At 45.9% G+C, this 21,610-nt stretch carries 36 protein-coding genes; 27 read left to right on the forward strand and 9 right to left on the reverse strand.

Annotated elements, in window-relative coordinates:
* The 25 genes from rplW to rplQ form a co-directional block, all read left to right on the forward strand.
* Nucleotides 1–144, forward strand: a 144-nt coding sequence (rplW, locus tag B9J87_RS11615; RefSeq protein ID WP_094150863.1) for a 50S ribosomal protein L23, incomplete at its 5' end; no start/stop codon positions are given.
* 16 nt (nucleotides 145–160) lie between these two features.
* Nucleotides 161–985 (forward strand): 50S ribosomal protein L2, encoded by an 825-nt coding sequence (gene rplB, locus B9J87_RS11620; RefSeq protein WP_013855922.1) that lies wholly within the window; start codon nucleotides 161–163, stop codon nucleotides 983–985.
* 20 nt (nucleotides 986–1,005) lie between these two features.
* Entirely contained in the window at nucleotides 1,006–1,284 is a 279-nt protein-coding gene (gene rpsS / locus B9J87_RS11625; RefSeq protein WP_010318762.1) for a 30S ribosomal protein S19, read from the forward strand.
* Between the two features lie 10 nt (nucleotides 1,285–1,294).
* A complete protein-coding gene (rplV, locus tag B9J87_RS11630; protein WP_026027327.1) occupies nucleotides 1,295–1,627 on the forward strand; it encodes a 50S ribosomal protein L22 in 333 nt (110 codons plus the stop codon).
* Nucleotides 1,628–1,646: 19 nt separating this feature from the next.
* Entirely contained in the window at nucleotides 1,647–2,345 is a 699-nt protein-coding gene (gene rpsC, locus B9J87_RS11635) for a 30S ribosomal protein S3 (RefSeq protein ID WP_010318764.1), read from the forward strand.
* 11 nt (nucleotides 2,346–2,356) lie between these two features.
* Nucleotides 2,357–2,767: a 50S ribosomal protein L16 gene (rplP, locus tag B9J87_RS11640; RefSeq protein ID WP_010318765.1), complete on the forward strand. Its 411-nt coding sequence runs from the start codon at nucleotides 2,357–2,359 to the stop codon at nucleotides 2,765–2,767.
* Entirely contained in the window at nucleotides 2,767–2,958 is a 192-nt protein-coding gene (rpmC, locus tag B9J87_RS11645; protein ID WP_010318766.1) for a 50S ribosomal protein L29, read from the forward strand. The genes rplP and rpmC overlap by 1 nt, the downstream gene beginning before the upstream one ends.
* On the forward strand, nucleotides 2,958–3,212 hold the full coding sequence (gene rpsQ, locus B9J87_RS11650; protein ID WP_013855925.1) for a 30S ribosomal protein S17: 255 nt from the start codon (nucleotides 2,958–2,960) through the stop codon (nucleotides 3,210–3,212). The genes rpmC and rpsQ overlap by 1 nt, the downstream gene beginning before the upstream one ends.
* A gap of 160 nt (nucleotides 3,213–3,372) precedes the next feature.
* The gene (gene rplN, locus B9J87_RS11655; RefSeq protein ID WP_010318768.1) at nucleotides 3,373–3,744 is read left to right on the forward strand and encodes a 50S ribosomal protein L14; all 372 of its coding nucleotides are present in this window, start codon (nucleotides 3,373–3,375) and stop codon (nucleotides 3,742–3,744) included.
* Between the two features lie 12 nt (nucleotides 3,745–3,756).
* Entirely contained in the window at nucleotides 3,757–4,074 is a 318-nt protein-coding gene (rplX, locus tag B9J87_RS11660) for a 50S ribosomal protein L24 (RefSeq protein ID WP_010318769.1), read from the forward strand.
* Nucleotides 4,075–4,098: 24 nt separating this feature from the next.
* Nucleotides 4,099–4,638, forward strand: a complete 540-nt coding sequence (gene rplE, locus B9J87_RS11665) for a 50S ribosomal protein L5 (RefSeq protein ID WP_010318770.1) — start codon at nucleotides 4,099–4,101, stop codon at nucleotides 4,636–4,638.
* A 17-nt stretch (nucleotides 4,639–4,655) separates the two neighbouring features.
* Nucleotides 4,656–4,961 carry a 30S ribosomal protein S14 gene (rpsN, locus tag B9J87_RS11670; protein WP_010318771.1) on the forward strand — a complete coding sequence of 102 codons (306 nt, stop codon included), beginning with the start codon at nucleotides 4,656–4,658 and terminating at the stop codon, nucleotides 4,959–4,961.
* A gap of 29 nt (nucleotides 4,962–4,990) precedes the next feature.
* Nucleotides 4,991–5,383, forward strand: a complete 393-nt coding sequence (rpsH, locus tag B9J87_RS11675; protein ID WP_010318772.1) for a 30S ribosomal protein S8 — start codon at nucleotides 4,991–4,993, stop codon at nucleotides 5,381–5,383.
* Between the two features lie 10 nt (nucleotides 5,384–5,393).
* Entirely contained in the window at nucleotides 5,394–5,927 is a 534-nt protein-coding gene (rplF, locus tag B9J87_RS11680) for a 50S ribosomal protein L6 (protein WP_010318773.1), read from the forward strand.
* Nucleotides 5,928–5,936: 9 nt separating this feature from the next.
* Complete coding sequence (rplR, locus tag B9J87_RS11685) at nucleotides 5,937–6,290, forward strand: 50S ribosomal protein L18 (RefSeq protein ID WP_013855926.1); 354 nt, start codon at nucleotides 5,937–5,939, stop codon at nucleotides 6,288–6,290.
* 14 nt (nucleotides 6,291–6,304) lie between these two features.
* Nucleotides 6,305–6,805: a 30S ribosomal protein S5 gene (rpsE, locus tag B9J87_RS11690; protein ID WP_010318775.1), complete on the forward strand. Its 501-nt coding sequence runs from the start codon at nucleotides 6,305–6,307 to the stop codon at nucleotides 6,803–6,805.
* A 5-nt stretch (nucleotides 6,806–6,810) separates the two neighbouring features.
* Nucleotides 6,811–6,987, forward strand: coding sequence for a 50S ribosomal protein L30 (gene rpmD / locus B9J87_RS11695; RefSeq protein WP_004398455.1), 177 nt, complete (start codon nucleotides 6,811–6,813; stop codon nucleotides 6,985–6,987).
* Between the two features lie 5 nt (nucleotides 6,988–6,992).
* On the forward strand, nucleotides 6,993–7,427 hold the full coding sequence (gene rplO / locus B9J87_RS11700) for a 50S ribosomal protein L15 (protein ID WP_094150865.1): 435 nt from the start codon (nucleotides 6,993–6,995) through the stop codon (nucleotides 7,425–7,427).
* Between the two features lie 20 nt (nucleotides 7,428–7,447).
* Complete coding sequence (secY, locus tag B9J87_RS11705) at nucleotides 7,448–8,782, forward strand: preprotein translocase subunit SecY (RefSeq protein WP_017046739.1); 1,335 nt, start codon at nucleotides 7,448–7,450, stop codon at nucleotides 8,780–8,782.
* 27 nt (nucleotides 8,783–8,809) lie between these two features.
* Nucleotides 8,810–8,923: a 50S ribosomal protein L36 gene (gene rpmJ, locus B9J87_RS11710; RefSeq protein WP_000868186.1), complete on the forward strand. Its 114-nt coding sequence runs from the start codon at nucleotides 8,810–8,812 to the stop codon at nucleotides 8,921–8,923.
* A gap of 147 nt (nucleotides 8,924–9,070) precedes the next feature.
* Complete coding sequence (gene rpsM / locus B9J87_RS11715; protein WP_010318779.1) at nucleotides 9,071–9,427, forward strand: 30S ribosomal protein S13; 357 nt, start codon at nucleotides 9,071–9,073, stop codon at nucleotides 9,425–9,427.
* 20 nt (nucleotides 9,428–9,447) lie between these two features.
* On the forward strand, nucleotides 9,448–9,837 hold the full coding sequence (gene rpsK / locus B9J87_RS11720; protein ID WP_001118870.1) for a 30S ribosomal protein S11: 390 nt from the start codon (nucleotides 9,448–9,450) through the stop codon (nucleotides 9,835–9,837).
* Nucleotides 9,838–9,864: 27 nt separating this feature from the next.
* A complete protein-coding gene (rpsD, locus tag B9J87_RS11725) occupies nucleotides 9,865–10,485 on the forward strand; it encodes a 30S ribosomal protein S4 (protein ID WP_013855928.1) in 621 nt (206 codons plus the stop codon).
* Nucleotides 10,486–10,508: 23 nt separating this feature from the next.
* Nucleotides 10,509–11,501 carry a DNA-directed RNA polymerase subunit alpha gene (locus tag B9J87_RS11730; protein WP_010318781.1) on the forward strand — a complete coding sequence of 331 codons (993 nt, stop codon included), beginning with the start codon at nucleotides 10,509–10,511 and terminating at the stop codon, nucleotides 11,499–11,501.
* Between the two features lie 26 nt (nucleotides 11,502–11,527).
* The gene (rplQ, locus tag B9J87_RS11735; RefSeq protein ID WP_017042856.1) at nucleotides 11,528–11,914 is read left to right on the forward strand and encodes a 50S ribosomal protein L17; all 387 of its coding nucleotides are present in this window, start codon (nucleotides 11,528–11,530) and stop codon (nucleotides 11,912–11,914) included.
* A 180-nt stretch (nucleotides 11,915–12,094) separates the two neighbouring features.
* Here rplQ and B9J87_RS11740 read toward each other — a convergent pair whose 3' ends face one another.
* On the reverse strand, nucleotides 12,095–12,715 hold the full coding sequence (locus B9J87_RS11740; RefSeq protein WP_010318783.1) for an FKBP-type peptidyl-prolyl cis-trans isomerase: 621 nt from the start codon (nucleotides 12,713–12,715) through the stop codon (nucleotides 12,095–12,097).
* Nucleotides 12,716–12,950: 235 nt separating this feature from the next.
* Between B9J87_RS11740 and B9J87_RS11745 the strand changes: the two genes are divergently transcribed.
* On the forward strand, nucleotides 12,951–13,514 hold the full coding sequence (locus B9J87_RS11745; RefSeq protein WP_170899309.1) for a LysM-like peptidoglycan-binding domain-containing protein: 564 nt from the start codon (nucleotides 12,951–12,953) through the stop codon (nucleotides 13,512–13,514).
* 23 nt (nucleotides 13,515–13,537) lie between these two features.
* On the opposite strand, the gene B9J87_RS11750 is transcribed toward B9J87_RS11745, so the two are convergent.
* The gene (locus B9J87_RS11750; protein WP_094150869.1) at nucleotides 13,538–13,990 is read right to left on the reverse strand and encodes a GNAT family N-acetyltransferase; all 453 of its coding nucleotides are present in this window, start codon (nucleotides 13,988–13,990) and stop codon (nucleotides 13,538–13,540) included.
* 177 nt (nucleotides 13,991–14,167) lie between these two features.
* Here B9J87_RS11750 and dbpA point away from each other — a divergent pair, with 177 nt between their 5' ends.
* A complete protein-coding gene (gene dbpA / locus B9J87_RS11755) occupies nucleotides 14,168–15,553 on the forward strand; it encodes an ATP-dependent RNA helicase DbpA (protein WP_017042859.1) in 1,386 nt (461 codons plus the stop codon).
* A 50-nt stretch (nucleotides 15,554–15,603) separates the two neighbouring features.
* Here the strand turns inward: dbpA and B9J87_RS11760 are convergent, their stop codons facing one another.
* Genes B9J87_RS11760 through B9J87_RS11790 form a run of 7 tightly spaced genes read right to left on the reverse strand, consistent with a single transcriptional unit; the run spans nucleotide 15,604 to nucleotide 21,371 of the window.
* Nucleotides 15,604–17,373 carry a lysophospholipid acyltransferase family protein gene (locus B9J87_RS11760; protein ID WP_094150871.1) on the reverse strand — a complete coding sequence of 590 codons (1,770 nt, stop codon included), beginning with the start codon at nucleotides 17,371–17,373 and terminating at the stop codon, nucleotides 15,604–15,606.
* A gap of 2 nt (nucleotides 17,374–17,375) precedes the next feature.
* Complete coding sequence (locus B9J87_RS11765; RefSeq protein WP_013855934.1) at nucleotides 17,376–17,828, reverse strand: hypothetical protein; 453 nt, start codon at nucleotides 17,826–17,828, stop codon at nucleotides 17,376–17,378.
* A 13-nt stretch (nucleotides 17,829–17,841) separates the two neighbouring features.
* The gene (locus tag B9J87_RS11770) at nucleotides 17,842–18,279 is read right to left on the reverse strand and encodes a YHS domain-containing (seleno)protein (protein ID WP_019282416.1); all 438 of its coding nucleotides are present in this window, start codon (nucleotides 18,277–18,279) and stop codon (nucleotides 17,842–17,844) included.
* A gap of 10 nt (nucleotides 18,280–18,289) precedes the next feature.
* Nucleotides 18,290–19,057, reverse strand: coding sequence for an NRDE family protein (locus B9J87_RS11775; protein WP_088732886.1), 768 nt, complete (start codon nucleotides 19,055–19,057; stop codon nucleotides 18,290–18,292).
* A 1-nt stretch (nucleotide 19,058) separates the two neighbouring features.
* The gene (locus B9J87_RS11780; protein WP_094150873.1) at nucleotides 19,059–19,619 is read right to left on the reverse strand and encodes a hypothetical protein; all 561 of its coding nucleotides are present in this window, start codon (nucleotides 19,617–19,619) and stop codon (nucleotides 19,059–19,061) included.
* 34 nt (nucleotides 19,620–19,653) lie between these two features.
* Nucleotides 19,654–20,787 carry a hypothetical protein gene (locus tag B9J87_RS11785; RefSeq protein ID WP_017042863.1) on the reverse strand — a complete coding sequence of 378 codons (1,134 nt, stop codon included), beginning with the start codon at nucleotides 20,785–20,787 and terminating at the stop codon, nucleotides 19,654–19,656.
* The gene (locus tag B9J87_RS11790) at nucleotides 20,784–21,371 is read right to left on the reverse strand and encodes a DedA family protein (protein WP_094150875.1); all 588 of its coding nucleotides are present in this window, start codon (nucleotides 21,369–21,371) and stop codon (nucleotides 20,784–20,786) included. The genes B9J87_RS11785 and B9J87_RS11790 overlap by 4 nt, the downstream gene beginning before the upstream one ends.
* Nucleotides 21,372–21,610: the final 239 nt, after the last annotated feature.

Here is a 21,610-nt window from a genome sequence, read left to right on the forward strand (position 1 = left end):
GAAGTTAAGTCTGTAAATACTCTTATCACTAAGGGTAAGACCAAACGTCAAGGTCTACGCCAAGGTCGCCGCAGCGACGTTAAAAAAGCGTATGTGACTTTGAAAGAAGGTCAAGATCTTGACTTTGTTGGCGGCGCGGAATAACAGGAGTAGTTGAATAATGGCTATTGTTAAATGTAAGCCGACTTCCCCTGGTCGTCGTCACGTCGTTAAAGTTGTTAACGCTGACCTACACAAGGGTAAGCCATACGCACCTCTTCTAGAGAAAAACTCTAAGAATGGTGGTCGTAACAACAACGGTCGTATCACAGTACGTCATATCGGTGGTGGTCATAAGCAACACTATCGTTTGGTTGACTTCAAACGTACTAAAGATGGCATCCCAGCGAAAGTTGAGCGTCTAGAATACGATCCAAACCGTAGCGCAAATATCGCTCTAGTTCTGTACGCAGACGGCGAGCGTCGTTACATTATCGCACCTAAAGGTGTTCAAGCTGGTGATACAATCCAGTCTGGTGTTGATGCGCCAATTAAAGCAGGTAACACTCTGCCAATGCGCAACATCCCAGTGGGTTCTACTATTCACTGTGTTGAACTTAAGCCTGGTAAAGGTGCACAGCTAGCTCGTTCGGCTGGTGCATATGCTCAACTTGTCGCTCGCGACGGTACTTATGCAACTATCCGCCTACGTTCTGGTGAAATGCGCAAAGTACTTTCTGAAGGCCGTGCAACAATCGGTGAAGTTGGTAACTCTGAGCACATGCTACGTGAACTAGGTAAAGCTGGTGCTTCACGCTGGCGCGGCGTACGTCCAACTGTACGTGGTGTAGTAATGAACCCGGTTGACCACCCACACGGTGGTGGTGAAGGCCGCACATCTGGTGGTCGTCACCCAGTATCTCCTTGGGGTATGCCTACTAAGGGCTTCAAGACTCGTAGCAACAAACGCACCGACAAGTACATCGTACGTCGTCGTAATAAGTAATCTATATAAGAGGATAAGCCATGCCACGTTCTCTCAAGAAAGGTCCATTTATTGACCTACACTTGCTGAAGAAGGTAGAGAAAGCGGTGGAAAGCGGAGACAAAAAGCCTATTAAGACTTGGTCCCGTCGTTCAATGATCATTCCATCAATGATTGGTTTGACCATCGCTGTCCATAATGGTCGTCAGCACGTTCCAGTATTTGTCACTGATGAAATGATCGGTCACAAACTGGGCGAATTCGCACCAACTCGTACTTACCGTGGTCACGCTGCGGATAAGAAAGCTAAGAAGCGCTAAGGAGTAAATGATGGAAGCTATTGCTAAACATAACTTTGCTCGCATTTCTCCTCAGAAAGCTCGCTTAGTTGCAGATCTAATCCGTGGTAAATCTGTGGATCAGGCTCTTGAAATCCTAACTTTCAGCAACAAAAAAGCGGCTGTATTAGTTAAGAAAGTTCTAGAGTCAGCTATCGCTAACGCAGAACACAACGAAGGTGCAGATATCGACGATCTTAATGTCGCTAAAATCTTCGTAGATGAGGGCCCGGTCATGAAGCGTATTATGCCTCGTGCAAAAGGCCGTGCGGATCGTATCTTGAAGCGTTCAAGCCACATCACTGTTGTTGTAGCAGACCGCTAAGAGACTAGGAGAGTAAGCAATGGGTCAGAAAGTACATCCTAATGGTATTCGTCTTGGCATCGTTAAGCCTTGGAATGCTACATGGTTTGCTAACACCAAAGATTTCGCTGACAACCTAGACGGCGACTTCAAGGTACGTCAGTTCCTTACTAAGGAACTTTCAAAAGCGTCTCTATCACGCATCGTTATCGAGCGTCCTGCTAAGAGCATTCGTGTGACTATCCACACTGCTCGCCCAGGCGTTGTTATCGGTAAGAAAGGTGAAGACGTTGAGAAGCTACGCGCAGCTGTAGCTAAAATTGCAGGTGTACCAGCGCAAATTAACATCGCTGAAGTACGTAAGCCTGAGCTAGACGGCCAATTAGTGGCTGATAGCATCGCGTCTCAACTAGAGCGTCGCGTTATGTTCCGTCGTGCTATGAAGCGTGCGGTACAAAATGCTATGCGTCTAGGCGCTAAAGGTATCAAAGTGGAAGTAAGCGGTCGTCTTGGCGGCGCTGAAATTGCACGTTCTGAGTGGTACCGTGAAGGCCGTGTGCCTCTACACACTCTACGTGCTGACATTGATTACGCAACTTCTTCGGCTCACACTCAATACGGTGTGATCGGCGTTAAAGTTTGGATCTTCAAGGGTGAAATCCTTGGTGGTATGCCAGCTGCAAACGCTGTTGAGCCAAAGGCTGACAAGCCTAAGAAGCAGCGTAAAGGCCGTAAGTAAGGAGTCGACTGATGCTACAACCTAAACGCACTAAGTTCCGTAAGGTTCATACTGGTCGCAACCGCGGTCTAGCTAAAGGTACTGACGTAAGCTTCGGTACATTTGGTCTTAAAGCCGTTGGACGTGGTCGTCTAACTGCTCGTCAGATCGAAGCGGCACGTCGTGCAATGACACGTCACGTTAAGCGTCAAGGTAAAATCTGGATCCGTGTGTTCCCAGATAAGCCAATCACTGAAAAACCACTAGAAGTTCGTCAAGGTAAGGGTAAAGGTAACGTTGAGTACTGGGTAGCCCAAATCCAACCTGGTAAGGTTATGTACGAAATGGACGGTGTACCTGAAGAATTGGCACGTGAAGCGTTCCGCCTAGCGGCTCGTAAACTGCCATTCAAAACTACATTCGTAATTAAACAGGTGATGTGATGAAAGCACTAGATCTACGCGCAAAAAGCGCTGAAGAGCTTAACGCTGAGCTACTGAATTTGCTACGTGAACAGTTCAACTTGCGCATGCAAGCTGCAACTGGTCAACTACAGCAAACTCATACTTTGAAAGCTGTACGCCGTGATATCGCACGCGTTAAAACTGTTTTGACTGAGAAGGCAGGCGAATAATGAGCGACAAAATTCGTACTCAACTAGGTCGTGTTATTAGTGACAAGATGGATAAATCTATCACTGTTGCTATCGAGCGCATGGTGAAACACCCAATTTACGGTAAATTCGTAAAGCGTACGACTAAAGTACACGCACATGACGAAAACAACGAGTGTGGCCTAGGCGATACCGTTGAGATTCGTGAGTGTCGTCCTCTGTCTAAGACTAAGTCTTGGACATTGGTTAAAGTTATAGAAAAAGCGAAGATGTAATCATCGTTATTCTATGATTTTAAACGGCTCCAAAGTTTTTTTGGAGCCGTTTATTTTTTGTCTACCCAATCTTAGGAAAGGGTGGTACAATTCGCGTCCCTTTTAAAGAGGCAGCCCGACCCGAGAGGGTCTAGTTTTAATATTTAGCGGAGCACTAACAATGATCCAAATGCAAAGTACACTTGATGCAGCTGATAACTCAGGCGCGCGCAAGGTAATGTGTATTAAGGTTCTGGGTGGCTCTCACCGCCGTTATGCACATATCGGTGACATCATCAAAGTTACAGTGAAGGAAGCAATTCCTCGCGGTAAAGTTAAAAAAGGTGATGTACTGAAGGCGGTGGTAGTTCGCACCCGTAAAGGCGTACGTCGTCCAGACGGTTCTGTCATTCGCTTCGACCGTAATGCTTGCGTATTGTTGAACAATAATACAGAGCAACCTATCGGTACACGTATCTTTGGTCCAGTGACTCGTGAACTTCGCAATGCGAAATTTATGAAAATCGTGTCACTAGCACCTGAAGTTCTGTAAGGAGCGGCACACATGGCAGCTAAAATCCGTCGTAATGACGAAGTAATCGTTCTTGCTGGTAAAGATAAAGGCAAGAAAGGTAAAGTAACTAAGGTTCTCGTAACTGGTAAAGTTATCGTTGAAGGTATCAACCTTGTTAAGAAACACCAAAAGCCGGTTCCGGCTCTAGGTCAACAAGGTGGCATCGTTGAACAAGAAGCAGCTATTGATGCTTCTAACGTTGCAATCTTTAACGCAGCAACTGGTAAAGCGGACCGTATCGGTTTCCGTTTTGAAGACGGCAAAAAAGTTCGTTTCTTCAAATCTAACGGTGAAATCGTTTCTAACTAATTAGAAGTAATTTGGAGTTCTACTATGGCGAAACTGCATGATTACTACAAGTCGTCTGTAGTGACTGAACTGACCAAACAGTTCGGTTACACAAGCGTCATGCAAGTCCCTAGGATTGATAAAATCACCCTAAACATGGGCGTTGGTGAAGCTATCAACGATAAGAAACTATTAGAAAATGCAGCAGCTGATATGGCTACGATCTCTGGTCAAAAACCACTGATCACTAAAGCTCGTAAATCTGTTGCAGGTTTCAAAATTCGTGAAGGCTACCCAATTGGTTGTAAAGTAACCTTGCGTGGCGAACGTATGTGGGATTTTTTAGAGCGTTTAATCTCTATTGCACTTCCACGTGTACGTGACTTCCGTGGTGTTAGCGCTAAGTCTTTTGACGGACGCGGTAACTACAGCATGGGCGTTCGCGAGCAAATCATCTTCCCAGAAATCGACTACGATAAAGTCGATCGTGTACGCGGTCTTGATATCACTATCACGACTTCTGCTGGTACCGATGAGGAAGGCCGTGCTCTGCTGGCTGCCTTTAACTTCCCATTCCGTAAGTAAGGTGAAGGGTTACTGTTATGGCTAAACAATCAATGAAAGCACGTGAAGTAAAACGTGCAAAGCTAGTAGCTAAGTTCGCAGAAAAGCGTGCAATGCTAAAAGCTACCATCAGCGATGTAAACGCATCTGAAGAAGATCGTTGGAACGCAGTTCTTAAACTGCAAGCTCTTCCACGTGATTCAAGTGCTTCACGTCAGCGCAACCGTTGCAACCAAACTGGTCGTCCACACGGTTTCCTACGTAAGTTCGGTCTAAGCCGCATCAAAGTTCGCGAAGCTTGCATGAAAGGCGAGATTCCTGGACTTCGTAAGGCTAGCTGGTAATTGCCACTTAATCATTTGGAGTAAATCTTATGAGCATGCAAGATCCGATTTCGGATATGCTGACCCGCATTCGTAACGGTCAGGCAGCAAATAAAGTTGCTGTAAAAATGCCTTCTTCAAAGCTTAAAGTTGCAATTGCTGCACTGCTAAAAGCTGAAGGTTATATCGCAGATTTCGCTGTTGAAGGCGAAGTAAAACCTGAGCTAGAAGTTACTCTTAAGTACTTCCAAGCTAAACCAGTAATCGAGCAAATCCAACGTGTTTCACGTCCTGGTCTACGCGTTTATAAGAAAAAAGACGCGTTACCAACAGTGATGGGCGGTATGGGTGTTGCTGTGGTGTCCACTTCCAAGGGTCTGATGTCTGACCGTGCTGCTCGCAAAGCAGGTCTTGGCGGTGAAATCATTTGCTACGTAGCGTAAGGAGTAGGATATGTCTCGTGTTGCTAAAGCACCTGTCGCTATTCCAGCTGGCGTAGAGGTGAAACTAAACGGCCAAGAAATCACTGTAAAAGGTGGTAAAGGTGAGCTGACTCGCGTCCTGAATAAAGGCGTAGTTATTGCACAGGAAGAAAACAACCTTACTTTCGGTCCTCGTGAAGGTGTTGCTAACGCTTGGGCACAAGCAGGTACTGCTCGTGCACTAGTAAACAACATGGTTGTTGGTGTTACTGCAGGCTTTACTAAGAAGCTTGTTCTTAAAGGTGTTGGTTACCGTGCTGCTATTAAAGGCAACTCAGTAAGTCTTACTTTAGGCTTCTCACACCCTGTAGAGCATGAACTACCAGCGGGTATCAATGCTGAATGTCCTAGCCAAACTGAAATTGTCCTAACTGGTTGCGATAAGCAAGTAGTGGGTCAAGTTGCGGCTGACATCCGTTCTTACCGTGAGCCAGAACCTTATAAAGGTAAAGGCGTCCGTTACGCAGATGAAAATGTGCGTAGTAAAGAAGCTAAGAAGAAGTAAGGTAACACTATGGATAAGAAAGCATCTCGCATCCGTCGTGCTACACGCGCACGTCGTAAGATTGCTGAACTGGGTGCAACTCGCCTAGTAGTACACCGTACTCCTCGTCACGTGTACGCTCAGGTTATCGCATCAAACGGCTCTGAGGTTATCGCAGCAGCTTCTACTGTAGAAAAAGCGATCCGTGAGCTAGTTAAGAACACCGGTAACGTAGACGCAGCTAAAGCGGTAGGTAAAGCTATTGCAGAACGCGCTCTTGAAAAAGGCGTATCAGCTGTTGCGTTTGATCGTTCTGGTTTCCAATACCACGGTCGAGTAGCGGCGCTAGCAGAATCTGCTCGCGAAGCTGGTCTGAAATTCTAAGGTAGGGTTGGAAGATGGCTAAAGAACAACAACAAGCTAGTGATTTGCAAGAAAAATTAATCGCAGTTAACCGTGTTTCTAAAACGGTTAAAGGTGGTCGAATCATGAGCTTTACTGCACTAACTGTAGTTGGTGACGGTAATGGTCGCGTAGGTTTCGGATACGGCAAAGCTCGTGAAGTACCTGCAGCGATTCAAAAAGCAATGGAAAAAGCGCGTCGTAACATGGTTACTATCGCTCTTAACGAAGGCACTCTTCACCACGCGGTGAAAGGTCGTCACTCGGGCTCTAAAGTTTACATGCAGCCAGCTGCAGAAGGTACAGGTGTTATCGCCGGTGGTGCGATGCGTGCTGTACTAGAAGTTGCCGGTGTACATAACGTACTTGCGAAAGCGTACGGTTCTACTAACCCAATCAACGTTGTTCGTGCAACAGTTGCTGGTCTAGTAGATGTGAAGTCACCAGAAATGGTTGCAGCTAAACGTGGTCTCACTGTTGAAGCGATTTCGGAGTAAGCACCATGGCAACTATTAAAGTAACTCAAACTAAAAGCTCAATTGGTCGTCTACCAAAGCACAAAGCTACTTTGCGTGGTCTAGGCCTTCGTCGTATCAACCATACAGTAGAACTTGAAGATACACCGTGTGTACGCGGTATGATCAACAAGGTTTACTACATGGTTAAAGTTGAGGAGTAATCAGAATGCGTTTGAATACTCTATCACCGGCTGCTGGTTCTAAGCACGCTCCTAAGCGTCTAGGCCGTGGTATCGGTTCTGGCCTTGGTAAAACAGGTGGCCGCGGTCACAAAGGTCAAAAGTCACGTTCTGGCGGTACAGTTCGTCCAGGTTTTGAAGGCGGTCAAATGCCTCTAAAACAACGTCTACCTAAATTTGGTTTCACTTCTCGTAAGAGCCTAGTGTCTGCTGAAATTCGTCTAGCTGAGCTAGCGAAAGTTATGGGTGACGTGGTCGATCTAAACAGCTTGAAAGCAGCTAACCTAATCACTAAGAACATCGAAAATGTTAAAGTTGTTCTTTCTGGTGAGATTAGCAAAGCAGTGACTGTGAAAGGTCTTCGCGTGACTAAAGGCGCTAAAGCTGCAATCGAAGCTGCAGGCGGTAAAATCGAGGAATAATCTCGAGGAACGAGGTACAGATGGCTAAGAAACCAGGACAAGATTTTCGTAGTGCTCAGAGCGGCTTAAGTGAGCTAAAGTCGCGCTTATTATTCGTAATTGGTGCACTTTTAGTATTCCGAGCCGGTTCTTTTGTGCCGATTCCTGGTATTGACGCAGCTGTACTTGCCGATTTGTTCGAACAGCAAAAAGGTACCATCGTTGAAATGTTTAACATGTTCTCCGGTGGTGCTCTTTCGCGTGCATCTATCTTAGCATTGGGCATCATGCCGTATATTTCGGCGTCAATTGTTGTCCAATTGCTAACTGTAGTTCATCCAGCGTTAGCCGAACTCAAGAAAGAGGGTGAGGCAGGGCGTCGTAAGATTAGCCAATATACGCGTTATGGCACGCTTGTACTTGCAATATTCCAAGCTATTGGTATCGCAACAGGCTTACCAAACATGGTCAACAATCTGGTTGTTATCGACCAAACCATGTTTACCCTGATTGCTACCGTGAGTTTAGTAACTGGCACCATGTTCTTAATGTGGTTAGGTGAACAAATTACTGAGCGTGGAATAGGAAATGGTATTTCCATTTTGATTTTTGCAGGTATTGTTGCTGGATTGCCTTCGGCAATCGGACAAACGATTGAGCAAGCGCGTCAAGGTGAATTGCATGTGCTTCTTCTGTTGTTAATTGCGGTACTTTCTTTTGCTGTAATTTATTTCGTTGTTTTCATGGAGCGTGGTCAGCGTCGTATTGTCGTTAACTATGCAAAGCGTCAACAAGGTCGTAAAGTGTTTGCAGCGCAAAGTACTCACTTGCCATTGAAAATTAATATGGCGGGTGTAATACCTGCAATTTTTGCATCGAGTATTATTTTGTTCCCAGGAACATTAGCTCAGTGGTTTGGTCAAAATGGTGAGAGCAGCACATTCGGTTGGTTAACTGATGTGTCTTTGGCTCTTAGCCCTGGTCAACCTCTGTACGTTATGCTTTATGCAGCAGCGATTATTTTCTTCTGTTTCTTTTACACAGCGTTGGTGTTTAACCCTCGTGAAACAGCGGATAACTTGAAGAAGTCCGGTGCGTTCGTACCCGGCATCCGCCCAGGTGAGCAGACAGCGAGATACATTGATAAAGTAATGACCAGACTAACCTTAGCGGGTGCTCTCTACATTACCTTTATCTGTCTGATTCCCGAGTTCATGATGGTCGCGTGGAACGTACGTTTCTACTTCGGCGGCACATCACTACTTATCGTAGTGGTTGTGATTATGGACTTTATGGCACAGGTACAGACTCATATGATGTCCCAACAGTATGATTCTGTGTTGAAAAAAGCAAATCTGAAGGGCTACGGCCGTTAATTCAGATTTCACTTACGGAGTTTAGCAATGAAAGTTCGTGCTTCCGTTAAAAAAATCTGTCGTAACTGTAAAGTAATCAAGCGTAACGGCGTCGTTCGCGTGATTTGCAGTGAGCCAAAGCACAAGCAGCGCCAAGGCTAATTAGCAGAAATTTTTACTTGAAATATAAAGGTCGGTCGAGTATATTCCTCGGCCTACCTTTTGTGTGCAAAAGAAGTAGTATGCCGCAGCGTATCCTCGACGGGCTTTGCTGCGGATAATTTCTTATATAAGTACTAGGAGTGAATAGTGGCCCGTATAGCAGGCATTAACATTCCTGATCAGAAGCATGCTGTAATTGCATTAACTGCAATCTACGGCATCGGTAAGACCCGTTCGAAAGCTATCTTAGCTGATTTGGGTATTGCTGAAAGTGTTAAGATCAGTGAACTAACTGAAGAGCAGATCGATCTACTGCGTGATGGTGTAGCTAAATACACTGTAGAGGGTGATCTTCGTCGTGAAGTTTCCATGAACATCAAGCGTCTTATGGACCTTGGCTGTTACCGTGGTCTTCGTCATCGTCGCAGTCTACCACTACGTGGACAGCGTACTAAAACCAACGCTCGTACCCGTAAGGGTCCGCGTAAACCGATCAAGAAATAGTCGGAAGGGTATAGAGTACAATGGCAAAACAACCAACTCGCGCACGTAAGCGTGTACGCAAGCAAGTTGCTGATGGCGTAGCGCACATCCATGCATCTTTCAATAACACAATCGTAACTATCACAGACCGTCAAGGTAATGCTCTAGCTTGGGCAACTGCTGGTGGTTCTGGTTTCCGCGGTTCTCGTAAGTCTACTCCGTTCGCTGCACAGGTTGCTGCTGAGCGTTGTGCTGAAATGGCTAAAGAATACGGCCTTAAGAACCTAGAGGTTATGGTTAAGGGTCCAGGTCCAGGTCGTGAATCAACTGTTCGCGCACTGAACGCTGCTGGTTTCCGTATCACTAACATTGTTGATGCGACACCAATCCCTCATAACGGTTGTCGTCCACCTAAGAAACGCCGCGTATAACGTTTCTAGGAAGATTGGAGAAAGATCATGGCAAGATATTTGGGTCCTAAGCTGAAGCTTAGCCGCCGCGAAGGTACTGACTTGTTCCTTAAGTCAGGCATTCGTGCGATTGATACCAAGTGTAAAATTGACAACGCACCAGGTGTACACGGCGCTCGTCGCGGTCGTCTATCTGAGTACGGTGTTCAGCTTCGTGAGAAGCAAAAAGTTCGTCGTATTTATGGCGTTCTAGAAAAACAATTCCGTAACTACTATAAAGAAGCTGCACGTCTTAAAGGCAATACTGGTGAAAACCTACTTCAGCTTCTTGAAGGTCGTCTTGATAACGTAGTTTACCGCATGGGCTTTGGCGCTACTCGCGCAGAAGCACGTCAGCTAGTAAGCCACAAAGCTATCCTAGTTAACGGTAAAGTTGTAAACGTTCCTTCTTTCAATGTTGCGGTTAACGACGTTGTTGCAATCCGTGAGAAAGCTAAAAAGCAATCTCGCATTAAAGCAGCTCTAGAAGTTGCTGAACAACGCGAAAAACCAACTTGGATTGAAGTAGATGGCGGCCAAATGGAAGGTACATTCAAGCGTATGCCTGAGCGTTCTGACCTGTCAGCTGACATCAACGAACAATTGATCGTCGAGCTTTACTCTAAGTAAGGTTAAACTAAAGAGAGGACACAATGCAGGGTTCTGTAACAGAATTTCTTAAGCCACGTCTTGTTGATATCGAACAGATTAGCACGACACACGCAAAAGTAACTCTTGAGCCGTTAGAGCGTGGTTTCGGCCATACTCTGGGTAATGCACTTCGCCGTATTCTTCTATCTTCAATGCCAGGTTGTGCTGTAACTGAAGTGGAGATTGAAGGCGTACTACACGAGTACAGCACCAAAGAAGGCATTCAAGAAGATATCCTTGAGATCCTTCTGAACCTAAAAGGTTTGGCTGTTCGCGTTGCCGAAGGCAAAGATGAAGTGTTCATTACGCTAAACAAATCAGGCTCGGGCCCTGTTGTTGCAGGTGACATCACCCATGATGGTGATGTAGAGATCACTAACCCTGAGCACGTGATTTGTCATCTAACGGATGACAACGCTGAGATCGCTATGCGTATCAAAGTAGAACGTGGTCGTGGTTATGTTCCAGCTTCAGCTCGTATCCATACTGAAGAAGATGAGCGTCCAATCGGTCGTCTACTTGTAGATGCTACTTACAGCCCAGTAGACAAAATTGCCTACTCTGTGGAAGCCGCTCGCGTAGAACAACGTACTGATTTAGATAAGCTCGTTATCGATATGGAAACGAACGGTACTCTAGAACCTGAGGAAGCAATCCGTCGTGCAGCAACTATTCTTGCTGAACAATTGGATGCGTTCGTAGATCTTCGTGATGTACGTGTACCTGAGGAGAAGGAAGAGAAGCCAGAATTCGATCCAATCCTACTGCGTCCTGTAGACGATCTTGAACTAACAGTTCGCTCTGCTAACTGTTTGAAAGCAGAAGCGATTCACTACATCGGTGATCTAGTACAGCGCACTGAGGTTGAGCTACTTAAAACGCCAAACCTTGGTAAGAAGTCTCTTACAGAGATTAAAGACGTGCTTGCATCACGTGGTCTATCTTTGGGCATGCGCCTAGAGAACTGGCCGCCAGCGTCTATCGCTGAAGATTAATCGATACTAGTTAGAAGGATTAGGTCATGCGCCATCGTAAGAGTGGTCGTCAACTCAACCGCAACAGCAGTCATCGCAAAGCGATGTTCAGCAACATGGCTAGCTCTCTAGTACGTCATGAAGTTATCAAGACTACTTTGCCAAAAGCAAAAGAGCTACGTCGCGTCGTTGAGCCTTTGATTACACTAGCTAAGACTGACAGTGTTGCAAACCGTCGTCTAGCATTTGCTCGCACTCGTGATAACGAAGTTGTGGCAAAACTATTTAACGAACTAGGTCCACGTTTTGCAGCTCGCCAAGGCGGCTACACACGTATCCTAAAGTGCGGTTTCCGTACTGGTGATAAAGCTCCAATGGCATACATTGAGCTTGTCGATCGCCCAGAAGTAGCTGTAGAAGCTGCTGCTGAGTAATCAGTTCGTATAATTAAAAAAGCCGAGTAGTAATACTCGGCTTTTTTGTATGCGTAGATTTTATCTTTGAACACGAGCTAACCAGATAATTATGCGTAGTGTCGTTTTTGATAGATGCTAAGTAAGAAATACTAATAAAAAAAGGTCAGCGAATGCCAACCTTCTCATTATCAATTCTATTTATAGAATGTCGAGTAGCTCTACTTCAAATACTAGAGCTGCAAAAGGAGGAATTGCAGCGCCAGCGCCACGCTCACCGTAGGCAAGATCTTGTGGAATATAGAGTTTCCATTTTGAACCCACAGGCATCAGTTGTAGTGCTTCTACCCAACCTTTGATTACACCTGTTACTGGGAATTCAGCTGGTTGACCGCGAGATACAGAGCTATCAAATACTGTACCGTCAGTCAATTCACCGTGGTAATGAACACGTACTTGCTTGTCAGATGTCGGGATGTCCCCCGTACCTTCTGTAAGAATTTCGTACTGTAGACCAGATTCAAGCACGGTCACTTCAGGGCGTAGTGCGTTATCTGTTAAGAATACTTCACCGTCGGCTGCGGCTGCTTTGGCTGCTTCTTGGCGTAGAGATTCTGCACGCATGTGCAACTCTTGCAGTGCATTATTGATTTCATCAATTTCAATTGATGGCATGTCGCCTACTAATGCGGTTGCGATACCTGCGGCGATGGCGTCAACGTTAAGTCCTTCTAGACCACTACCCGCAAGTTGTTGGCCCATTTGTAGACCGATACCGTAGCTTGCTTTTTGCTCTACAGTGTCAAATTTTACTTCAGACATAAACAGTCACTCTTTTTATGTAAATAAACAAGTGCCAAAGGATATCAGTTTCAAGCATGGGATGAAATGCTAATGGGAAATATCCAATATTGAACCTTCAGGTTGTGACAAATCGCAGATCCCAAAGAAAAATGTTCAAGATTGTGTCAACGTTTACGTTATCGCCACCTTGGCTCTATACTGATCCCTCTTGAGTTTTTATACTGTAGCTCGACAGAAAAGGAGACGGGTTAAGATGAATCGTCGTCACAAGAAGAAACCGCAAACTGATTATTTAGCGTTTATCCAGCAGAAGTGGCATGCATTCGATTGGCGTGGCCTTATTTTACGTGTTCGCACAGTTTGGCTGGCGCTGCCTAAGCTTCACCAGCGCGCTTTATTAGCGATCGTTCCAGTAGTGTGTTTGCTCATTATTATTCCTTTTCCTGAGCGAACAGAGCCTGCCGCTCTACCGAAAAGTAATGAGCGTGTGGAAATCAGCATTAATACGGTTGGGTTGAGTGAACAAAAAACGCCTCAACAAACCGACCGTAAATCTGAGTTCTGGCGAGAGTACACGGTTAAAAACGGGGACACTTTGTCGCAGGTTTTTCGGGCAAATGATCTGCCGATGTCTGATCTTAATGCCTTAGTCAAAATTGAAGGCAGTGACAAACCGCTCAGCCAAATTACCCAAGGCCAATTAGTTCGCTTCAAACTCGCGGCTGATGGGCAGCTCGATATCCTACAACTTGAGAAAAACGATCAATCAGTGATGTTTTTCAGGCGCTCAGATGGCGGGTTTGGCCGTAGTAAATAACGCGCTTTGATCAAGGGGGTTATTTACTTGCTGAGCTGCATGTCGATATGCGGGATATCATCTTCTAGATACATCGTCGACGTTTGTTGAAAACCATAACTTTGATAGAAGCTAGCAAGATAGTGCTGTGCACCAATTTCAATATCTTGATTGGGCCACAGCTTCTGGCATTCGGCTAATGCTTGCTGCATTAATTGGTGTCCAAGGCCATTTCCTCTCGCTTCTTTTTGGGTTGCAATGCGACCAATGCTGACACTTGGATAGCTAATCCCCGCAGGGAGTAAGCGCGCGCAGGCAACAATCTGCTGATCCTGTTCACCAATTAAATGAAAAACACCCGGCTGAATATCCTTATTATCCAATTCAGGGTAAGGACAGGTTTGTTCGACCACAAAGACATCGACGCGCAGTTTAAGTAGCGCATAAAGTTGATGAGTGGTTAATTGTGAGAATGAAAGACAGTGCCAAGTAATCATCGTAGTGCCCCTTTAAAAATGGATGTCGTTACTCTATCAAGCTTAAGTGCATGATTCATTAACAAAGGTTAAGAGTAAGCTACAAACTTGATGAATGATAAATAAAGATTCACTAGCCACACGAGGTTAAATAACGATAATAGGCGTTTAATTTTCGTCTAACGAAAGGACGGTCTCTTGAGTAATCTCTCTTTTTCAACGGTAAATCTACAACCAGAACTTCTTTCTAACCTCGATACTTTGGGATACACCAAGATGACGCCGATTCAGGCGTTAAGCTTGCCAACCATTTTGGCGGGTAAGGATGTGATTGGCCAAGGAAAAACAGGCTCAGGAAAAACAGCAGCGTTTGGTTTAGGCGTATTATCTAACCTCAACGTTAAGCGTTTTCGCGTTCAAGCTTTGGTGCTATGCCCAACGCGGGAGTTAGCCGATCAAGTCGCAACGGATATTCGCACACTCGGCCGCGCCATTCATAATATTAAAGTGCTCACCTTGTGTGGCGGCATGCCAATGGGGCCACAAATTGGTTCGTTAGAGCACGGCGCACATATTTTGGTTGGTACTCCGGGGCGTATTCTTGACCATTTAGACAAAGGTCGTATCGATCTCTCTGAACTCAATACGTTAGTGCTTGATGAAGCGGACCGAATGCTTGAAATGGGTTTCCAAGAAGCGTTGGATGCGATCATCAATGAAACGCCAACCAGCCGTCAAACATTGCTGTTTAGTGCGACGTTCCCAAATCAAATCAAACAAATTGCGCAGCGGATTATGCGTGAGCCTGAAATGGTCAAAGTTGAATCCACCCATGATACGTCCAGCATTCAGCAATATTTTTATAAAGTAGAGGGAACAGAGGCGCGTGATCGCGCGTTAGAACTGCTGCTTTTACACCATCAGCCTGAATCTGCCGTGGTGTTCTGTAATACAAAGAAAGAAGTACAAAGTGTTGCTGAAGATCTACATCACAAGGGCTTTAGTGTGGTGGAACTGCATGGTGATTTAGAGCAGCGTGACCGTGACCAAGCTTTGGTGCAGTTTGCTAATAAAAGTATCTCCATTTTAGTTGCAACCGATGTGGCGGCACGTGGCCTTGATGTCGATAACTTAGATGCGGTATTTAACTTTGAGTTATCACGTGATCCTGAAGTGCACGTGCACCGCATTGGGCGTACTGGCCGAGCGGGCAGTAAAGGTTTAGCTTTTAGCTTCTTCAGTGACAGTGAAATGCACCGAGTGGCGATGATTGATGAATATATGGATATGCCCATCGAACCTGCTAAATTGCCTGATGCCAGTGCGCTAAACAACGCGCCTTATCAAGCCAATATGGTCACTATCCAGATTGATGGCGGTAAAAAGCAGAAAGTGCGCCCGGGAGATATTCTAGGGGCGTTGACCAGTAACGACGGTATTGACGGTCAATATGTCGGTAAAATTAACATGTTACCGATGCGCAGCTACGTTGCAGTCCATAAATCGGTGGCGAAAAAAGCACTGAAGAAAATGGAAAGCGGTAAGATGAAAGGACGCCAATTTAGAGCACGCCTTCTAAAATAAGCCCCTTCATTTAGAATTAAAGCCAGCGAACAACTTGCTGGCTTTTGCGTTTATGAGGGCTTTGAACTGAAAGGTGTCGAATTCAAATAAGCGCTGGCCTGCTCCTTACCCATGTATTTTGCCAGTGTATGCAGCGGAACTTGTTTCAAGTTCACCACAATTAAGCCATCTAACGCATTGTTAAACGCGGGGTCGACATTAAAACAGACGAGCTTGCCATTCATCCCTAAATATTGGCGCAGCAATACAGGAAGGCCCTTGCCATTTTCCATTTTTGCTAACACTTTCGACAGCAGAGAAATGCTTGCCAAAGAGGAGAGCAAGTTGGTTTGCCAAAATGTGTTCCCATTGCACCGTAGTGGAGTGGAAGGTGAAACCAAGGTTGCCTTTTCATGATCATAATGATGAATAGAGAGTGTGGCGGCCATTAATTGTCGCGCGGTGTGGCTGTAATCGTTGCTAATGCTTACTGGGCCAAACAAGTGCGTATATTGTGGATGACGCGCGACAAACGCAGCAATACCTTTCCACAGCATTAACAGTGAGTTGAGGTTGCGCTGGTATTTCGAGGAAACCACCGAGCGGCCTAGCTCAATACTGGTATCTAGTGTGTTGATGAAGGCTTCATCATACTGAAATAAGCTACGGGAATAGAGCCCTGCTAACCCTTGCTTCGCTATCAGTTTATCCACTAACCCCAATCGATAAGCTCCAACAATTTGACGGTCTTTCTTGTGCCAAACAAAGAGTTGGTAGTAATGGCGATCATACTCATCAAGATCACAAGCTAAGCCGCTTCCTTCACCTACGGCGCGAAAACTCTCTTCACGAATTCGACCAATCTCTTGCAGTATGTGGGGTAACTGCTCGCTTGCGGCGCAATAGACAATCCAATCACCTTGCTCTAAGAGCTTGCTTTCGCTTGGCAGCGCGGCGAGATCTTGCTCAAGCTTCTCTACAATAAGCGCATCAATAATAGGAAGGGGCGATGTCACTAACTCTGGTGAGGATGGCGTTGCAGTGGGTGCTGCACTCATTAAATAGGTATTGAGACGCAGATAATGAACAATGTCTCGTTCCTGTTCAAATGCTTTCACTTCAGAATAGGGGATGGGATTGCCGATGGAAATTTCAATGTTGTGCGCCTGCTTATTCAGTAGCTCGCGGCCGAGCAATGCCGTTCGCAGTAGTGGATGAATTCGCCCCGCTTGATAAAACAGAGTGCTATTTTTACCATTAATAAAGATTGGGACGGTGGTGGCTTGGGCGCGTTTAACAAATTTGGCGACGGATTGACTCCATTCGATATCCGACAGTGTTTGCGATCCTTTGGGGTAAGTAGATACCTCACCAGCAGGGAAGATAATCAATAAGCCACCTTGAGCCAAATGAAGATTCGCATCTCGAATGGCTTGCGCATTGGTGCTGCGAGCACTTTTGCTATTGAACACATCGACACCGATAAAGAGTTCACTAATTTCAGGCAGGCGCTTTAGCAACTGATTCGCCAGCACTTTAATATCGGTGCGTACTGAACCAATTAAATCGGCTAATATCACCCCTTCAATTGCGCCCAGCGGGTGGTTAGCGACGATCACCACTGGGCCTGTTTGTGGAATGTTATCGATGCTGCCCAAAGCAAGGCGATATTCGATATTGAGTGCCGCTAGCGTGTAGCGCATAAACTCAAAGCAAGAGGGTTTGGCAGGACGCTGCTGATACAGTTTATCCAGTGTTGCAAGCCCAGAGGCCCATTCAACAATTGATTCTACGACGCCAAATGGAGTGTGTCGTGGTAAACGAAAAGGACTGGCTAGCATAATTACACTCCTTTATTCAGCCACTGGTGCAATAAACCATCACCGTTTTTGAGATCACGTCGTACCAAAAAAGCCGCACACAACCAAACAAGACAAGCCATCGCAAATAGCAGGCCGCTATCATTGCCGACCACTTCTCCTACTTGGTTAAATTCTGGCATCACAATGCCAAGAGGCGTAAATAAATGAAAGAAAATCGCACCACTCATAATGCCGACGCTCATCAGTGCACCAAGGCCATGCCAGCGGCTAAACAGCAAAATAGAGGCTATCAGTTCAGCCGTTCCGATTAAATATCCGCCATACACAGCAAACCAACCGAGGCCAGACCACGCACCTAAGGTGCCAAAAATATAGTTGGTTTCGTAAGAGCCGGAAAACTTAAAGACAAGCGATTGAATAAAAACAAACGCAATCAAGAGTGAGGGAAGATGTTGGCTAGCTTTAAACGTCATGGTGTGGCTCCTACTACTTAATTAAATTGGGCCAATTTTTATCGGCTTGTTGGATGTGCACCGCTTGGTTGGCATCCCATAATGTTTTGATCTTTTTGTCGTAATTGAGATAGAGCTTGCCGTCGACAATCGCCCATTGATTGGGATCTCCCGGAGCAAAATCATTCTTTTCAGAGACGGCCCAAGCGCAGTAGCCGCCATACTGCGGCGCATATTGGTTGGGGTTATTCAGAAACAGTTCAAGGTTCTCTTTTGAAGAAAAATACCACTGCGCATTTTTATAAAGGGTCGAAAAATCGGAGGAGCCTTTTACTGGCTCTCCTTTGGTGAAGTAGGCGACGGTGTCATAGCCACTCAGCGCTTTATTGCTCAGAAAGCTGGTGTAAATTTCATCCTCAGCGAGGCTCACGCTGCTGACAAACAGCAGTAATAGTCCTAGTAAACGTTTCATTGTTGATTCCTCATAAATTGGCGACCCAAGGCGTGGTTTTGTCGATCTCATCGCGCTGCTGGTGGAGTGATGTCTCACTGAGCTGTAAGCAAGGTGAACCTGAGATATAGGTCATATACTGCTGCTGTTGTGTGACGCGTAAATAGGTAAAGCTAACGGTGTGCGCATCTTGACGATGCATACAGGGTGCCCAATGTGGATGGGCGACATGGTGGTGGGCGTGAAACTTTAGCCGCTGTTGCACACTATCTTCCTCGGCGATTAAAGCTTGATAGAGCTGCGAGCGGTAGTGTTGCACCTGTTCTAAATCGACACTGGATGAAAATAGAGGCGATCGCGTCACCGCGATTTGGCTCTGTTCACCATTCCACGCCAGAGCCATTACATTGCCTTGTACATCAGTTAAATTAGGGTCGAAAGCAAGCAAAGTGAATGGTGCAAATTGCTGAAGATTAAGCTGTGCAAACGCTTGGATAACCTTCTCGACACTGACTTGACTGGATAAATGCTTAAGCAATTGACCGCGGCTCACTAAGCGTTCGGCATCGGCTCCTTGGGGGATTTTACCTTGGTAATTATTGAGCAAGCACAAAGCCAAACCGCATTCATTAAGGCTGATCCAACTGCCTCCACCGGCAGGATCAATCGGCATCAACACTTCAACACCAGCTTGCGTGTATTGTTTAGGCGGCAACGCTAATGGGCGGTTTTTTTGTTCATCACGGTTAAAAAACAGATGATAGCCGTGTTTGTCGAGTAACCAAGAAACTGAGCACATGTTATTGCCCCCGAATGAAGGAGGCCGTGGCTGGCGCTAAGCCGAAAGCGGTATCGGTTTCTACATGCAGCAAATGAGCGACCACTTTAGCCATCGCAAAATGGTGCTGTGCATGCAAAGTGGCGAAGCTTAACTCTCGCTCCCATGTTGATGAGAGAGAGCACACTTGCGTTTCCTGCAATGAGGTTTCAACAAGTACCGTAACGGATTTTTGGAGTGAGGCCGAGCACTGCGTTAACCATTGAATTAAATACTCAATTTCGGCCAAGGCCGCAGCACGGGACGTCTCAACGAGGTGGCCCCGACGGCGTTGGTTGTAATCAATAGTGCTAGTTGAGTTAGCCAGCGCATGAAACAGATCCAACCAATGACGAAAATGTTGCCCCACTGAACTGGCGACAATTGGCGTGGCTAAGTGGGTGTAGTGCCTATCTTCTAACTGTTCGAGAAACTGGTGCGCTTGTTCCAGTGTTTCAATGCCGCCTTGGATCACGGGGGCATGATTAGGCTGTGGTGCACTTTGTGGTGCACTTTGTTGTGAACTTGTGGTGATTGCAAACATATTTCTATCCCTATGATTGTTCTTATGGATAAGGTTAATCCGTGCTTGGGTAATGTTCGGTTAAGGCCTTTTCTTTGCGCCAAGCGTTCAGCAGTTCAGCCATTTTGGGTGTTTGATGGCCTAACTTTCGCTGCTGCGCGCCAATGTCGAATAAGATTCGGTACTGTCTGAGTAAGGTTGAGAAGATCTCACGCAGCGGTGTTTCTCTATCCCAAATATGAGCGGCTTCACTGCTTGCGCCATTGATTTCCAAAATCGTGAACTGTTCTCCAGCCATCAATTGGTGAATATTGGCAAACTTGATATCGAGCCGCCCATAATGAAACCCGTCAACATTGTTAAAAATCTCATCTAACTTGTTGGTGAGAGCGCGAGTAATGTAACGGTTACCATTGCGGAAAATCGATCCGCGACTATGGCTGCCCGCAAAGGCGAGTTGAAACTCCTGCCCGGCTTCAAGAACCCAATCGAGCTTCTCAAGGTGGCGAGGAAAATAGAGGTGAGGGAGTTGCCCTGCGCGTGGGCAGCGTTCAATTAACTGCTTTAAAGTGTGAATGCCATCCCCAGTGACAAACGGGGCGTACTTGAGCGTGATGGAAATAATGTTGCCTTGAGCCTCACCGGGATAGCGCACATAAAATACGCCAGCTTCAGCCTGATACGGCGCTTTTTGTTGCAGTAAAAAACGGGCATTAATCGGGAATGATTGAATGTAGTCACTCAGTTGCTGTTCATTTTGCAGCAGTTTGACGCCAACGCCGCGGCAGCCTAAATCTGGTTTAGCGACAAGAGGGAAATCCAACGATGCTTGTTGCATTGCAGACAGAGCCTGTGCTGTTTGCTGCTGAGCGGTTTGATGGCTTTTCGTTCGGGTGATAAAGGGCGATATCCACTGCTGAGCGTATTCACCGGCTAGATTAAGAATGTCGTGTTTTGACTCTCCAACCATGCCGCTGAGCTTGATGCCGGGGTTTGCAATTAAGGGTAAGCCCCAGTTGCCATAACGCAGCCCTTGCAGCAGGCTTTGAATCACCACCGGAGTGTAGAAAAACCAACTGGGCAGAAATTCATAAGGAGAAATGCTGCGTTTGGTGTCTTGCTCTAAAAGCGGCATACCCGCGTTGATTTTGCCATGTGCAATGCAAGGCATTTCTAATTTGGCGTTCATGACAATCCTTTAGAAAATGATTTGTTGAGAAGACGATTGGTGAGCATTAATAGCCCAATCGCGATAGGAATAATGATCCATTGATAAGGAGAGGACTGTTGCCAAACCTGACTCCCTAGGTAATAAAGCGTTGAGAAAACGATCAGTGTCCACAGTGCTGTGGCCGTCAGTACGGAGCACAGAAATAGCGCCAACGGAATAGAAAAAAAACCGCTCAAAGTAAAGCCCACCGTTCTTAGGCCGGGGACAAAGCGAATAATAAACAGATTTAAAAAAGTATGATGGTGCAGCTTGCGACGGACGGTTCGAAAATGTTTATTGGTCAGCGCTTGATAACGAAGCGGACGAACGCGTTGTGCCACTTGGCCTAAGTAATACAAACCGAGATCGCCACTGACAATGCCGACAAAAATAGCCAACAACGCCAAGCCGGGGGGCATGAGATTTTGCAAAGCCAGTGTGGCAGCGGTGACAATAGCGACATCCTCTAACAAATAGGAAAGCAAAATTACGCCGATGAATAGTAAAGTCAGTGAATGACTTTCGGCTGTTAGAAAGGTTTGAATGTCGATAGCAAGCGCCACACTTCCTCCTTAGCAAATTATGATCAAGTATAGAATAAGGCGCTGATTGCGCTTTTATTCTCATTACGAGGACAAAGACCTGCCAAAGAATAGAAAAATTGCATATTTGATGATTTTTTATAATTAAATTTAATCAAACTAATGTTTGAAAATTAAACTGAGGTTGTAACGAACCTTAAATGAAGCGTGGATAGTCAAGAACCATCAAGATCAGAGTTAAGGTTGTCGAGCGGGAAATA

The sequence above is a fragment of the Vibrio sp. V19_P1S1T109 genome, from assembly GCF_002241375.1.
GTDB classification, from domain to species: Bacteria; Pseudomonadota; Gammaproteobacteria; order Enterobacterales; family Vibrionaceae; genus Vibrio; species Vibrio anguillarum.